This is a genomic window from Pseudoxanthomonas sp. JC1303, assembly GCF_058448525.1.
Genome location: NZ_CP185958.1, coordinates 3,713,933 through 3,729,276, shown reverse-complemented (window position 1 = coordinate 3,729,276; position 15,344 = coordinate 3,713,933). Strand labels below are relative to the sequence as shown.

The window sequence follows — 15,344 nt, the reverse complement described above, 5'->3', positions numbered from 1 at the left end:
TGCATTGCGACATCGGCAAGGCCGCCCCAGCCTGGCTTTGCAAGGCTACGCTGGCCCCCGTGACGGCAGCCGGCGAGCCGCGCTATTCTGCCATGTAAGCGTTTTCAACACGCAACCTGACACCATCGACACGCCGGAGGGGGCCATGTCGCAAGAGGGTCCGCATTCGTATGCGGGACATCGCCTGAACGGGGCACGCGCTAACATCCGGCGCGCCTTGCAGCCGGCCCGTGCTTCCGCGCGTGGCGGCCTTTCCCATTCAAGAACCCAGGATTCCCGCATGACCTCACCCGACCCCGCGCAGTGCGTCTTGCTGGCCGACATCGGCGGCACCAACGCGCGCTTCGCGCTGGCCGACACCGGCAACGATGTCCCGCTGATCAAGGACAGCTACCGCGACTACACCGTGGCCGAGTTTCCGTCACTGGCCGATGCGGCGCGGCATTACCTGGACGAAACCGGCGCCAAGGCCAGCAATGGCGTGTTCGCGGTCGCCGGCCGGGTCGACGGCGACGAGGCCCGCATCACCAACCACCCCTGGGTGATCAAGGTGCCGCGCCTGCGCAGCATGCTGGGTTTCGAGGGGGTCAAGCTGATCAATGATTTCGCGGCCCAGGCCATGGCGGTCTCGCTGCTGGGACCCGAGGACGTGGCCCAGGTCGGTGGACCGCGCTGGACTCCTGCACCGATCACCAAGCAGCGCACCTACGCGGTGATCGGCCCGGGCACCGGCCTGGGTGCCGGCGGCCTGCTGATCCGCGACGGGCGCCGCTTCGCGCTGGAGGCCGAGGGCGGGCACGTGAGTTTTCCGCCGGGCACGCCGGAGGAGATCGAGATCCTGCAGCGTCTGTCGCGTCAGTTCGGCCGGGTCTCCAACGAGCGCCTGATCTGCGGCCCGGGCCTGGTCAATATCCACCGCGCCCTGAGCGAGATGGCCGGCGAGGATCCCGGTCCGATGAAGCCGGCAGACGTGACCGCGCGCGCGGCCGAGGGCGATGCGCGCTGCCTGCATACGCTGGATGTGTTCTTCGCGGTGTTCGGCGCGATCGCCGGTGACCTGGTGCTGACCCTGGGAGCCTGGGACGGGGTGTTCCTGTGCGGTGGACTGGTCCCGCGCCTGCTCAACCAGCTGCAGCGGTCGGGCTTTCGGCAGCGCTTCGAACACAAGGGCCGCTTCTCGCCGGCGATGGGCAATATCCCGGTGTTGGCGAACCTGCACCCGCAACCGGGCCTGCTGGGCGCGGCGGCCACCGCAGTGGAAGTGTTCGGCGGGACGCGTGACACGACCACGGCAGTCGCCAAGGCCTGACTGGCATCTTATTGGTCCCATCGATTTCCAGCGCGACCTGACGGGATCGCGCTAGAATCGGGACAGATGCGTCGCCTGACGATCAGGGCCGAGAAACTGGTATTACCAGTGGTCTTCTCCAGGCAGGTGCCGCGCCGCCCTTTGCCTCCGTCAGAGCCCAACGCCCATGACCCTGCATCCGCGCATCGAAGCCGTCACCGACCGCATCCGCCGCCGTAGCGCGCGGCCCCGCCAGGCCTACTTGGACGGGATCGACGCCGTCCTCAAGGAAGGCCCGCTGCGCACCCGCCTGAGCTGCGGCAACCTGGCCCACGGCTTCGCGGCCTGCGGTCCCACCGACAAGGGCCGGCTGCGCGCCGATGTGACCGCCAACCTGGCCATCGTCACCGCCTACAACGACATGCTCTCGGCGCACCAGCCTTTCGAGCGCTACCCCGAGCTGGTGCGTCAGGCGGCCCGCGAGATGGGCGCCACCGCCCAGGTCGCCGGCGGCGTGCCGGCCATGTGCGATGGCGTCACCCAGGGTCGCCCGGGCATGGAGCTGTCGCTGTTCTCGCGCGATGTGATCGCCCAGTCCACGGCCATTTCGCTCAGTCACGACATGTTCGATGCGGCGCTGTATCTGGGCGTGTGCGACAAGATCGTGCCGGGCCTGTTGATCGGTGCGCTGGCCTTCGGGCATCTGCCCGCGGTGTTCGTACCCGCCGGGCCGATGACCCCGGGCATTCCGAACAAGGAAAAGGCCGCGGTCCGCGAGCGCTACGCGGCCGGTGAAGCCACCCGCGAGGAACTGCTGGAAGCCGAAGCGGCCAGCTACCACGGCGTGGGCACCTGCACCTTCTACGGCACCGCCAACTCCAACCAGACCCTGTTGGAGGCCATGGGCCTGCAGCTGCCGGGCACCTCGTTCGTCAACCCGGACACGCCGCTGCGTGACGCACTGACCCGCGCCTCGACCGAACGCGCCCTTCAGATGAGCGCGCTGGGCGACGACTACCGCCCGATCGGTCACCTCATCGACGAACGTGCCATCGTCAACGCGATCGCCGCGCTGATGGCCACCGGCGGCTCGACCAACCACACCATCCATTGGGTCGCCGTCGCCCGCGCAGCCGGCATCCTGCTGACCTGGGACGACATCGACGAGATCTCCCAGACCGTCCCGCTGCTGGCCCACGTCTATCCCAATGGCGAAGCGGACGTGAACCGTTTCGCCGCGGCCGGCGGCACCCAGTTCGTGTTCCGCGAACTGCTCGACGCCGGCCTGATGCACGACATCCCGACCATCGCCGAAGGCGGCATGCGCGCCTATTGCCAGGAGCCGCGCCTGATCGACGGGCAGCTGTCCTATGCGCCCGGTACGGCGACCAGTGGCGATGACAAGGTCGTGCGCCCGGTCGCGGCGCCGTTCGAAGCCCAGGGCGGCCTGCGCCTGCTGCGCGGCAACCTGGGGCGTGCGCTGATCAAGACCTCCGCGGTCAAGCCCGAATACCGTCGCATCCACGCGCCGGCCGTGGTGGTCGACGACCCGCGCAGCCTCAACAAGCTGCACGCAGCCGGCGTGCTGCCGCAGGACTTCGTGGCCGTGGTCCGCTACCAGGGCCCCAAGGCCAACGGCATGCCCGAGCTGCACTCGCTCGCCCCGCTGCTGGGTCTGTTGCAGAACCAGGGACGGCGCGTGGCGCTGGTCACCGATGGCCGCCTGTCCGGGGCCTCGGGCAAGATCCCCGCCGCCATCCACATCACCCCCGAAGCCGCCGCCGGTGGCCCGCTGGCGCGCCTGCGCGAGGGCGACATGATCCTGCTCGACGCCGAGGCCGGCATTCTGGAGGCGCAGGTCGATGCCGAGGAATGGAAGCTGCGCACCATCGCACCGGACACCGCCCGGCCTTCGCACGATCTGGGTCGCAACCTGTTCGCGCTGAACCGCCAGCAGGTCAGCCCCGCCGACCAGGGCGCGCTGTCGATCTCCTGCGGCCCGCCCTCGCCCGAGCACGGCTGGGAGGAAGAAGATGCGGAGTACGAACTCGGCCACGTCCCCGCCGCCGCCCAGGCCCCCCACGAAGCCAAGGACGCCTGACCGGCGCCCCTTCTCCCAACACAGGATTCCGACATGATCGCTTCCAAACGCCAGCAGCAGACCGAAGCCCTGCTGTCCTCCGCCGGCATCCTGCCGGTCGTTGCCGTGGACACCCTGGACCAGGCCCGCGGCGTTGCCAACGCGCTGCTCGAAGGCGGCCTGCCGGTGGTCGAGCTGACCCTGCGCACGCCGGTGGCGATGGAGGCCCTGGCCACACTGAAGAAGGAACTGCCCGGCTTCGCCATCGGCGCCGGCACGGTGCTGACCATCGACCAGATCGGCCAGTGCGTCGGCGCGGGCGCCGACTTCCTGGTGACCCCGGGCACGCCGGCGCATATGGCCGAGGCGCTGGTGGCCGCCCCGATCCCGGTGGTGCCCGGCGCCGCTTCGCCGACCGAACTGCTAACCCTGCTCAACCTGGGGTTTCATGTCTGCAAGCTGTTCCCGGCCAACGCGGTGGGCGGCCTGCAGATGATCAAGGGCCTCCACGGCCCGGTCCCGCAGCTGAAGCTCTGCCCGACCGGTGGCATCACCGAAGCCACCGCGGCCGAGTACCTGGCCCAGCCCAACGTGGTGTGCATCGGGGGGTCGTGGATGGTGCCCAAGCAGTGGATCACCGCCGGCGACTGGACCTCGATTCGCGACACGGCTGCGCGCGCGGCGCAGATCGTCAAGGACGTGCGCGCCGCCTGACCCGCGGTGCCAGCCCTGCTTCGCCGTGTGCCCACGGCGTGGCAGGTACAGGTCGCCATGACAACGGCGACACCTTGTGCACACGCCTGCGCGGAGACTGCGAAGCCTCGCGGGCACCCGTCGGTACGGCAAGGCCGGATCATCGGCACCTGCGCGTTCTTTCGCAGGAGACTTCCATGTCCGTCCACGCCGTCCCCCGCCGCTCCGCCGCGGCCAATGCCCTCTACGGGCTGCTCAACCCGATTCCATTCGGGTTTTTCGTCGCAGCACTGATCTTCGACATCGTCTACTTCCGCACTGCGGAAATGCTGTGGATGAAGGGCGCGGCCTGGCTCATCGCCATCGGCCTGCTATTCGCGATCATTCCGCGTGTGGTCAACCTGGTCCAGGTGTGGATCACCTCGCGCCGGATCGCCACCGGGACCGACAGGCTCGACTTCTGGCTCAACCTGGCGGCCATCGTGGCGGCGACCTTCAACGCCTTCGTGCATAGCCGTGATGCCTATGCGGTGATGCCCGCGGGGATGTGGCTGTCGCTGCTGACCGTGCTCCTGCTAGCGATCGGCCATGTGCTGATCGCGGTGCAGGCCAGCCGCAATGGAGGGCTTGTCCATGAATAAGTCTCCACTGCTGCGCACGGGCCTGGCCATGGCCGCCGCGATCGCCCTGCTGGGCGGCTGCGCCGACAAGGCCAAGCTGAAACCCACCGAACAGGCCGGCGCCACGCCGCCACTGCCCGAAGCCCAGCACTATCTGGTTCCGCCGATGCAGGTCCCCGACGGGGTCGGCTGGAAGGAAGGCCAGGCACCGAAAGTGGCCGCAGGCCTGAAGATCGAAAAGATCGCCAGTGGCCTGATGCATCCGCGCCAGTTGCTGGTGCTGCCCAATGGCGACGTGCTGGTGGCCGAGGCCAACAGCCCCGGCACCGAAGCGGTGACCACACCCAAGCAGTTAATCGCCAACAAGATCAAGGGCCTGTCGGGCAAGGGTGGGAAGGGCGGCAACCGCATCACCCTGCTGCGTCACGGCAATGCGGCCGGCGGCGAGTGGGAACAGCATGTGCTGGTGGATCACCTCAATTCGCCGTTCGGCATGCAGTTGATCGGCGACACGCTCTACGTGGCCGACACCGACGCGATCATGGCCTTCCCCTACACCGTGGGGCAGACCCGGATCACCGTGGCCGGGCGTGAATTCGCCGACCTGCCCGACACCATCAACCACCACTGGACCAAGGCGCTGCTGGCCAGTCCGGATGGCAGCAAGCTGTATGTCGGCGTGGGCTCCAACAGCAATATCGGCGAGAACGGCCTGGAAGTGGAATACCGCCGCGCCGCGGTCCTGCAGGTGGACGTGGCCTCGGCCAGCAGCCGCATCTACGCCTCGGGTATCCGCAACCCCACCGGGCTGCAATGGGAGCCGCAGAGCGGGCAACTGTGGGCCATCGCCAACGAGCGTGACGAGATCGGCGCCGACCTGGTCCCGGACTACCTCACCTCGGTCCAGGAAGGCGGCTTCTACGGCTGGCCCTACAGCTACTACGGCCAGCACGTGGACACCCGGGTCAAGCACCAGCGCCCGGACCTGGTGGCCAAGGCCCTCAAGCCCGATTACGCGCTGGGATCGCACGTGGCCGCGCTGGGACTGTGGTTCTCGCAGGGCGACGGATTGCCGGCCCAATACCGGAATGGCGCCTTCGTGGCCGAACACGGCAGCTGGGACCGCTCTCCGCTCAGCGGCTATCAGGTCGTGTTCGTCCCGTTCCAGAACGGCAAGCCGACGGGCAAGCCGCAGCCGGTGGTCACGGGGTTCCATTCGGACGACGAAGAGTCGCTCTACGGGGCGCCGGTGGGACTGGCCCAGGACGCCGACGGCGCGCTGCTGGTCGCCGACGACGTGGGCAACACGATCTGGCGGGTCAGCCCGGCCAGCACGCCTTAGGCGTTCGGCACATCTTCCTCACCCACACAACGCCGCCCGCTTGGGCGGCGTTGTGCTTGGGCGCTGGACAATAAACGTTTTGTGGATGCCGGCGGCGCCAGGCTGGACCCGACGCCACCGCCATCACCTTCGCACGCGCAGGGACCGACGTGGCGATCGGCGACCTTGCCCTTGTAGAGCGGAGCTAGCTCCGCTGAAGCTTTCTCGCAATCCGCGAGAAGCGCAGCCGAGCAAGCTCGGCGCTACAAAGCGCAAGCGGCGTCGCATCCGGCTAAGCCGCGCGCCCCCTGTAGAGCGGAGCTTGCTCCGCTGGGGGCTTTCCTCGCGATCCGCGAGAAGAGCAGCCGAGCGAGCTCGGCTCTACAAAGCACAACCGGCGATGCATACGGCCAGACCGCACGCTCCTTGTAGAGCGGAGCTAGCTCCGCTGAGGCTTTCCTCGCGATCCGCGAGAAGCGCAGCCGAGCGAGCTCGGCTCTACAAAAAGCGGTTCGACGCGAGACGCAAATTGCGTCTTCATGCATTGCCGAACGCGCGGCCGATCCTCAGGGCACCACGACCTTCACCTTGGCGGGCAATGCGTTGAGACGCAATTCGTTGCCGTCCCATTTGGCCGCCTTGCCGTTCACCAGTGTCTTGCCCGGCACGCTGGGATATGGCCACTGCAGCACCAGCCCGCCCTTGGGCAGCGTCATCCCGGCCGGGACATCGAGCTGCAGCTGTCCGTCCACGCGCTTGAGCGCATAGGACAACTGGCCCTGTGGGGTGCGCAGCCCCTCGATGGCGATGCCCTGCCCGTCCAGCCACGCCGCCGGGATGCCCGCGGCCAGGACGAAGCTCTGGTCCTGCTCGCGGCTGTAGGCAAACATGTCCAGCGCGGTGCGCACGAAGTCCGAGCCCACCCAGGCATGCGGCAGATCGCCCAGGAAGAACGGCTTGCGCGGGGTATGGGAGACCACCTCGGCCCACTGGTTCCACGCCTGCGGGGTGCGATGGCCGAAGAAGAACTTCACCGCCGCGTCGGCCCGCGCGCGCCAGCCCAGTCGCACGAAGGCCGACACATTGCGCCACTCGTAGGGCGTGTAGTCCTTCCAATCCCGGGTGCCGTTGGCGCGCGCTTCGAATTCGCGCCAGTAACGCTGGAAGGTATTGTCCAGCTGCGGCTGCGGCAGGTTGGCCTGCTCCCCGGCTGGCGCCAGGGCGATGGTGGTCGAGGTGGAATCGAAGTCGCCCAGCTCCACAGATCCCGGAATGTAGTCGATCTTACGCTCGCGCATGGTCGCCTGCAGCGAGGCCATCAGATCGCCATGAAACTGGTCGCGCGAGGCGGCCATGCGTTTGGCGTCCTCCGTCTTGCCCAGCGCGGTGGCGATCTGCACCGCGTCCTTGTAGCCACGCAGCGCCCAGAAATCATCCCAGTACGAGTGCACCGGCTTGGCCGAATAGCCCTCGTGGCTGATCGACACCGGCATCATCCCGTAGAAGCCTGGGTCCCTGGCCTTGTTGGCCTCGGTGCGCTCGGACAGGCGCAGTTTCTCCATGTAGCGGTAGGCGCCTTCCACATGCGGCCACATGCGGCGCAGGAACGCGGTGTCCCCGGTGTAACGCCAGTAGTCGGCGATGGCGAAGATCAGCTCGCCATGGCTGTCGTTCTCGGGCACCGGATCGCTGCCGCGACGGTCCACGCAGCACGGCACCATGCCGTCCTTGAACTGGTAGGGCGCATACCAATCGACGAACTGGCGCGCGACTTCCGGGCGCCCCATGCGCAGCAGCCCCTCGGAGATCATCGCCCCGTCGCGGATCCAGCTGCGCCCGTAGGAACGCGTCCCCGGCTGCAGGCGCGGGCCCACGCGCGAGATCAACATGTGCGCGGTCGCGGTGCGCAAGGTATTCACCAGCGCCTGGCCTGCCGCCGGCACGGTGAACCGCACTTGGTCAAGCTTGCCGCGCCATGCCGCAGCCACCGCGTCCTGACGGGCCTGCGCGCCACATGCCGGGTCCGAAGAGGCCTGCGCACAGGCCGGCAGACCGGTCAGCGGGATGCGCAGGTCGAACTCGCGCGCCTCGCCCGGCGCCAGATGCACCTCGTAGACAAAGGCGCCGGACGCCAGCCCGGTCTCGTCCACCACCTCGGTGCGGTCCGGCAGCGCGCCACGGGCCAGGTGCTCGGCAGCCATGCCACCGTCAAAGGTGCTGGCGAAAACAGCCGAGGGCACCTGCGAGGCGAACACGCGGGGACTGCCGTTCACCTCGGCGGTCCGCCCGGTGATGGACAACGTGTCGATACGGCTGATGCCGCCCTGGGTATTGAGGAACTGCGAAGGCGGATTGACCTGGAACGGACGCACCGCCAAGGCCAGCCGATAGTCGTGCGCCGTCTTGCCGGGGTTGTGTAGCCGATAGCGCACCACCAGCTGCGAGTCGGCCGGCGTTCCGTCCGCGAAGGCCGTCGTCTCCAGCCCCAGTTCCGGCGTGGTCCACTGCACGCTGGGGATGGGCAGGTCTCCATCCTGCAGCGACTGCGCCTCCTGCACGTCGGCCCAGGTCTTCATGCGCCCGTCCACCGAGACGAACGGCTCCACGCTGAAACCGCCACGCGCGACCTCCACGGCACCGTCCTCGCTGATCAGCCCCTGCTCGGTCCCGCCGTCCAGGCCGACGATCGTCCAGTACGGCTGTTCGTTGCGGAACCCGCGCGGAAACCAGCCCCGCGGTGCCGCGGCGGCGACTGCCTTGACCACATCGTTGGGCGTGGCCGAAAACGCCAGTGGCAGGACCTGGAGCTGGGCCAAGCCAAACGAGTCGGCCGGGCCCTGCGCGGGCATCAGCCGCACGTAGCGCGCCTCGGACTCCGGCAGGGCGACCCAGTCGGTTCCGCCATCCCCTCCCACGACCGCACGCGCATCGCGCCAGTGCAGACCATCGTCAGACAGCTGGATCAGGTAGTCGGAGGCGTACTCGTCCGGTTTCCACACCAGCTTGAGCCCGCCGAATTCCCGCGGCTTGTGCAGGTCCAGGGTCAGCTGGGGGGCGGTGGCCGCGTCGAAGTCCGCATACCACGCCGTGTCGGAATTGCCATCGATCGCCATGGGCGCGCCGCTGCCCGCGTTGGACACCGAGGCGCTGGCCGAACCGGTCAGCGGCGAGGTGTCTTCTGGCGGCAGCTGGGTGAAGGTCAGCGCATCGAAACACACCGAGCCCTTGCCACCGGCATTGTTGTAGACCGTGAATTCCAGCCTGGCGCTGTGCCGCAGCACCGGGTCCTTGCCCGGCCCCCAGGCCTTGTCGATGTGACGCTTGCGGTAGGTCACCTCGGTCCAGGTCTTCGGAAACTCGTAGCGCGTGCGGTTGACCCACCACACGTTGTCGCCAGAAGCGTCGGTCAACTTGAACTGCAGGTCGTTGGCCGGCGAGTCGCCACGCAGTTTGAAATCGAAACGGTAGTTCTGCGGATAGTCCAGCTCCAGCGTGCGCTGCAGTCCGGCGTACCCGGACACGCCGTTGTAGTCGTAATCCAGGCACAGCGCCTTGCCGCCATCCGGACCCGTCACCGTGCGCAGCGAGGCGCTCACCTGGTTGGAGGTCACCACCTTCCAAGCCGACGGATCGTCGAAGCCGTCCAGCACCCGCGTCTGCGCCAACGCCGGGATCGCCGCCCCTGTCAGCAGGCCGAGTGCGAGAACGGAGCAAGACACGGAAATGGAACGTTTGTCAGTCATGGAAACTCGCCGGATAACGTCGGGAATGCGGAACTAGGCTGGTACAGGTGATGCGGTCACGACGTGACAGTGTGGTCACGCGGCAGCGCGCAAGCGGTTGGCTTCGGTCGCGTCACGCCGCCTTCCATGGCGCGACGCATCGGCCTCGGAGCGTCCGGCCCGGCCATCCATGGCCGGGCGTTCGGGCGTCCGCGCGCCAGTGCCGCGCAAGCGGCTGGCTTCGGTCGCACCACACTGTCCTCCATGGCGCGACGCATCGGCTTCGGAACGTCCGGCCCGGCCATCCATGGCCGGGCGTTCGGGCGTCCGCGCGGCAGTGCCGCGCAAGCGGTTGGCTTCGGTCGCACCACGCTGCCCTCCATGGCGCGACGCACCAGCTTCGGAACGTCCGGCCCGGCCATCCATGGCCGGGCGTTCGGGCGTCCGCGCGCCAGTGGCGCGCAAGCGGCTGGCTTTGATCGCACCACACTGCCTTCCATGGCGCGACATACCGGCTCCGGAACGTCCGGCCCGGCCATCCATGGCCGGGCGTTCGGGCGTCCGCGCGGCAGTGCCGCGCAAGCGGCTGGCTTCGATCGCACCACACTGCCTTCCATGGCGCGACGCATCGGCTTCGGAACGTCCGGCCCGGCCATCCATGGCCGGGCGTTCGGGCAGCGCGCGCCAGTGGCGCGCAAGCGGCTGGCTTCGGTCGCACCACGCTGCCCTCCATGTCGCGACGCACCGGCTTCGGAACGTCCGGCCCGGCCATCCATGGCCGGGCGTTCGCGGCAGCGCGCGCCAGTGGCGCGCAAGCGCTGCCGCTCACCCCTTCACGCTGCCGAGCAGGAGGCCTTGGATGTAGTAGCGCTGCAGCAGCAGAAACAGCGCCAGCACCGGGACCACGGTGACCACCGCGCCGGCCATCATCATCTCCACGTCCATGATGTGTTCGCGCGAGAGCGAGGCCAGGGCCACCGGCAAGGTGTAGTGACTCTGGTCGGTCAGCACGATCAGCGGCCACATGAAGTCGTTCCACGCCGCCATGAAGGTGAAGATCGACAGCGTCACCAACACCGGCTTGAGCATCGGCAGCACGATCTGGAAGAAGATGCGCATCTCCCCTGCCCCGTCGATGCGCGCGGCTTCGAGCAGCTCGTCGGGGATGCTGCGCGCGTACTGGCGCACCAGGAAGATGCCGAACACCGTCGCCAGCGCCGGCACGATCACCCCGCCATAGCTGTTGACCAAGTGCAGCTGCTTCATCAGCAAGAACAGCGGCAGCATGGTCACCTGCGCGGGAATCACCAACGCGGCCAGCAGGATCTGGAAGATCCGCTCACGCCCGACGAAGCGCAGCTTGGCGAACGCGTAGCCGGCCATGGTGTTGAACAGCAGCGAGCCCAGGGTGATGGCGATCGAGACGATCAGGCTGTTGACGAAGTTGCGCGCCATGCCGGTGCGCTCGAACAGCGCATGGTAGTTGGCCAGCGTCGAGGCGCTGGGCAGCAGCGGTGGCGGAAACCGACTGGCCTCGCCGGCCGGCATGAACGAGACCGACACCATCCACGCCAGTGGCGCCAGCGCGATCAACGCGATCAGCAGCAGCGCACCGTTGACCAGCAGCGCGTTCCAGCGGCTGCCTCCGACTTCGTGGCTCATGGCGCCTCCTCGGCGGACATCCACACGCGCGGTAACGCTCGTGGGCTCATACCAGGTCCTTCCTGCGCCCCAGGCGCAACATCACGGTGGTCACGGCCAGAATGATCAGGAACAGCAGGAACGCCACCGCCGAGGCCAGGCCCAGGTTCCACCACTTGAAGCCTTGTTCGAACATGAAGTACAGGACGCTGACCGTGCTCTGCAGCGGGTCGCCGCGGGTCATGATGTAGGGCTCGGCGAACAGCTGGAAATACCCGGAGATGGTGATCACCCCGACCACCAGCAGCACCGGTCCCAGCATCGGCAGGGTGATGTGCCAGAACTGCCGCCAGCGGTTGGCCCCGTCGATGCGCGCGGCCTCGTAGAGGTCCTGCGGGATGGCCTGCAGGCCGGCCAGGAAGATCACCATGTTGTAGCCGAAGTTCTTCCACACCGCGAACAGCATGATCATCGGCATCGCCCAGTGGGGATCGCCCAGCCAGTCGATCGGCGAGATGCCCAGATGCGCCAGGACGTAGTTGACCAGCCCGTACTGGGTGTTGAACAGATAGCGCCAGATCACCGCCACAGCCACCAGCGTGGTCACCACCGGGGCGAACAACGCTGTGCGGAACAGCGCCTTGAAGCGCGCGGCCGGCGCATTGAGCAGCAGCGCCGCGCCCAGCGAGGCGGCAATGGACAGCGGCACACCGACGATCACGAAGTACGTCGTGTTCCACAGCGCCTTCCAGAACATCGGCGTGCGCAGCAGGTCGATGTAGTTGCCCAGCCCGACGAAGCGCAGGTTATGCACGTCGGCCAGTGCGTAGAGGTCGAAATCGGTGACGCTCAGCAGCAGCGCCGAGATCACCGGCAGCCCGAAGAACAGGCCCAGGACGATCAGCGAAGGCCCAGCGAAGATCCAGCCGGCCAGCGAGGGACGCTTCATGGCTGGGCCTCCGTGTTGCCGTTGGCGCGATCGGCCTTGTGGTCGCGCTCGTACATCCAGCGGCGCTTGGCCAGGATGTCATCGACCTGCTGGTCCAGTTCAACCACCGCATCGTCCTGGGACAGGCCGCCGCGCACCACCCGCTCGGTCACCAGGCGCATGTTCTGCACGATGCGCTCCCATTCGAGCACCTTGGGCGTGGGCCTGACCCGCTCGAGCTGGTCGCGGAACGCCGCGGCCAACGGGTCGCCCTCCAGCTGCGGGGCATGCCAGGTGGAGCGACGCGGCGGCAGGTCGCCGATCAGCGCATGAAAGCGCTGCTGCACCGACGGCTGGGAGAGGAACTCGACCAGCTTCCACGCCGCTTCTTTATTTTTCGACTGCTGGAAGATCACCAGGCTGGTGCCGCCGGCGATCCCGGCACCCGGGCCGTCGGGGCCCGGCAGCGGCATGGTGCCCCATTGATCCTTGAGCGCCTCGGGCGCCAACCGACGGAACTCGCGGATATTCCACGGACCGGACAGGTAAAAGGCGTAAAACCCGTTGAAGAACTCTTCCCAGACGTTGGAGATCTGGGTTTCGGACATCTTCGGCGCCCAGTTCTGCTCGAACATCTGCGCATAGAACCCCAGTGCCTTGCGGAAGCCCGGGCTTTCGAAGTTGCCGCGATTGTCATGGTCCCTGAGCAGCGGATCGTCGGTCTGCAGCGCCAGCGACAGCTGCTGCTCGAACTCGTTGAGCGGCATGAGGATGGCGTAGCGGTCCGGCCCGACATGCGCCTTGACCTTGGCCATGGCGTCCTTCCACTGCGCCCAGGTCACGATCGGCAGCTCGACCCCGGAAGCGCGCAGGATGTCCTTGCGGTAGAACAGCAGGCGCGTGTCGACATACCACGGCACACCCACAAGCTTGCCGTCGATGATGTTGGTGTCCCAGATGCCGGGGAAGTAGTCGTCCTGCTCCACCACTGGCGAATGATCCACGTAGGCCTGCAGTGGGGTCAGCGTGCCCAGGTCGGCGAATTCGGGGATCCAGGTATTGCCCAACTGGCAGATGTCCGGGAGGCTGTCGGCGGCGAAGGCGGTCAGCAGCTTCTCGTGCGCGGCCGTCCAGGGGATCTGCTGGATATCGACGTGGATGTCCGGATGGGCCTTTTCGAAATCCGGGATCAGCGTCCCGACCACCTCGGCCTCGCGCCCCATCGCCCAGAAGGTCACAGTGGTGCGGCCATCGTCCTGGTCCGCGCAGCCCGCCAGGCCGGCCAGCGCCAGCCCGGCCATGAGCAGCCACGCGCCCCAGCGCGGCAGGCGCCTGCCTGGCCTGAGAGATCGAACACGCATGGCGAGGCGCCTCACGAAACGACCTTACTGCGGCTGCTGGGGCTTGGCATCGGACGGGGTCGTCGTGTTGGCCGGCACGCGCGACTCGGCCAAGCCCAACGCGCGCGCGTTGGCCTTCTCCGGATCCCCCTTTTCGGCCGGCGCGGGCTTTTCCCCGTCCTTGGCCGCCAGCCAGCCACCCTTGAATCCAGCCCGTTCCAGCCCCTGGCGGATGTGCGGGTTCTTCTTCATCACGTTCCAGACGAAGTCGTCGCGGTAATTGGCGATCATCGCCAGGATCGGGCCCTGGTCGATACCGATGTAGTCGCTGCCCACCCAACCGTTATCCGGCACGATGCGGCCGGTCTTGATCGGGATGTCATAGGTGAAGCTGCGGTTGAACGCGTCCAGGAACCCGTAGCTGGAATACAGATAGTCGCCGAAGCGCTTGTGCATCTCCTCGGTGGCCGGGATCACGATCTCCGGGGCGAACGGCAGCGAGGCGATGGCCGCGGTCGGCGCGATGGTGCCGTCGTCGAAGGCATCGCGCAGCCCCGCCCCACGGGCCGAGTAATGGCGGAACTCGCGCTGCTCGCCGCGGTATTCCTGCTGAGTCTGCTGCGGACCGTCCGACGCGGTCAGGCCCCAGACGTTCTCGCCGTAATCCTTCCACTTCATCGGATTGGAGATGGCGTACTGGCGCTGGGCGTAGGCGGCGCGGCGGCTGTTCTCGAAGTAATCCATGCCGTGTTCGCGCATGAAGTCGTCCTGGATGCCGCGGAAGTCCACCCAGACATGCGTGTACTGGTGGCCGAACATCGGGCCGAAGGACAGGTACTCCTGCCCCTGATAGACGCCCCACACTTCGTTGTAGCTGCGGCTCCACACCTGCCAGGCATCCGGTTCCACGGCATGGGTGGGCGAACCCAGGGCCAGGATGTAGACCATCATGCCCTCGTTGTAGCCCATCCAGTCGTGGTTGATGAACTGGCTCTCGGGGAACCAGCCCATCGAGATCAGCGGCGAGCGCGGTTGCATCCAGGTCCAGTCCACGCGCCGGTAGAGCTTCTCGGCCAGATCGCGGATCTCCTTTTCGCGTGGGTCGTCTTTGTCGTAGTAGGACTGGGCGAACAGCACGCCCATCATCAGCAGCGTGGTGTCCACACTGGACAGCTCGACCCAGCTGTCAAAGCGCTCGCCCTTCTGCATGTCCAGGAAGTGGTAGAAGAATCCCTTGTAACCGGCCGTGCCCTCGGATTCCTTGCCCTGCTTGAGGCCGTAGAGGAACTTCAGCGTGGTCAGCGTGCGGTCAACGGCCTGGTTACGGCTGACCCAGCCGTTCTCGATGCCGATGGGGTACGCGGTCAGGGCAAAGCCGACCGAGGCCACCGAGGCAAACGGACGCGAGGGATACCGGTCCGGGGTCAGGCCATTGGTTTCGTTGGTGGTGTCCCAGAAGAACTGGAAGGTGCGCCGCTCGATGTCGCGGAAGAGCGGTGAGAGTTCTGGCTTCTTGTCTTCCACGGGCAACTCCACCGGTGGTCTGCCGGTGACCCTGACCGGCTTGACCGGGGTCGGTTCGGGCGTTTTGTTGCAGGCCGCGAGGAGCACGATCAGGGCCCCGGCGGTGAGCCTGGCCAGAGAAGGAACGATTCGGCGCGTTTTCAAGGTCGAGATCCGTGTAAACGTTTACATCTGCAAACAGACTGGG

The 15,344-nt window shown here is 67.3% G+C and carries 10 protein-coding genes; 5 read left to right on the top strand and 5 right to left on the bottom strand.

Features of this window, described 5'->3' with window-relative positions; translation table 11 throughout:
- The first annotated feature begins 280 nt into the window (after positions 1 to 280).
- The 5 genes from glk to ACORQU_RS16665 all read left to right on the top strand — a co-directional run bounded on the left by glk (position 281) and on the right by ACORQU_RS16665 (position 6,023).
- On the top strand, positions 281 to 1,309 hold the full coding sequence (gene glk, locus ACORQU_RS16685) for a glucokinase (protein ID WP_271646061.1): 1,029 nt from the start codon (positions 281 to 283) through the stop codon (positions 1,307 to 1,309).
- Positions 1,310 to 1,475: 166 nt separating this feature from the next.
- On the top strand, positions 1,476 to 3,389 hold the full coding sequence (gene edd, locus ACORQU_RS16680) for a phosphogluconate dehydratase (protein WP_491642185.1): 1,914 nt from the start codon (positions 1,476 to 1,478) through the stop codon (positions 3,387 to 3,389).
- Between the two features lie 33 nt (positions 3,390 to 3,422).
- Entirely contained in the window at positions 3,423 to 4,082 is a 660-nt protein-coding gene (eda, locus tag ACORQU_RS16675) for a bifunctional 4-hydroxy-2-oxoglutarate aldolase/2-dehydro-3-deoxy-phosphogluconate aldolase (protein WP_491642184.1), read from the top strand.
- Between the two features lie 176 nt (positions 4,083 to 4,258).
- Positions 4,259 to 4,702 (top strand): DUF2231 domain-containing protein, encoded by a 444-nt coding sequence (locus ACORQU_RS16670; RefSeq protein ID WP_491642183.1) that lies wholly within the window; start codon positions 4,259 to 4,261, stop codon positions 4,700 to 4,702.
- On the top strand, positions 4,695 to 6,023 hold the full coding sequence (locus tag ACORQU_RS16665) for a PQQ-dependent sugar dehydrogenase (protein WP_491642182.1): 1,329 nt from the start codon (positions 4,695 to 4,697) through the stop codon (positions 6,021 to 6,023). The genes ACORQU_RS16670 and ACORQU_RS16665 overlap by 8 nt, the downstream gene beginning before the upstream one ends.
- Before the next feature lie 545 nt (positions 6,024 to 6,568).
- Here the strand turns inward: ACORQU_RS16665 and ACORQU_RS16660 are convergent.
- The 5 genes from ACORQU_RS16660 to ACORQU_RS16640 form a co-directional block, all read right to left on the bottom strand.
- Positions 6,569 to 9,745: a discoidin domain-containing protein gene (locus ACORQU_RS16660; RefSeq protein ID WP_491642181.1), complete on the bottom strand. Its 3,177-nt coding sequence runs from the start codon at positions 9,743 to 9,745 to the stop codon at positions 6,569 to 6,571.
- 804 nt (positions 9,746 to 10,549) lie between these two features.
- Positions 10,550 to 11,386: a carbohydrate ABC transporter permease gene (locus ACORQU_RS16655; protein ID WP_491642180.1), complete on the bottom strand. Its 837-nt coding sequence runs from the start codon at positions 11,384 to 11,386 to the stop codon at positions 10,550 to 10,552.
- Positions 11,387 to 11,432: 46 nt separating this feature from the next.
- The gene (locus tag ACORQU_RS16650) at positions 11,433 to 12,314 is read right to left on the bottom strand and encodes a carbohydrate ABC transporter permease (RefSeq protein WP_491642179.1); all 882 of its coding nucleotides are present in this window, start codon (positions 12,312 to 12,314) and stop codon (positions 11,433 to 11,435) included.
- Positions 12,311 to 13,654, bottom strand: a complete 1,344-nt coding sequence (locus tag ACORQU_RS16645; RefSeq protein WP_491642178.1) for a sugar ABC transporter substrate-binding protein — start codon at positions 13,652 to 13,654, stop codon at positions 12,311 to 12,313. Before ACORQU_RS16645 ends, ACORQU_RS16650 begins: the two co-directional genes overlap by 4 nt.
- Positions 13,655 to 13,678: 24 nt before the next feature.
- Complete coding sequence (locus tag ACORQU_RS16640; RefSeq protein ID WP_491642177.1) at positions 13,679 to 15,301, bottom strand: glucoamylase family protein; 1,623 nt, start codon at positions 15,299 to 15,301, stop codon at positions 13,679 to 13,681.
- Between the last annotated feature and the right edge of the window lie 43 nt (positions 15,302 to 15,344).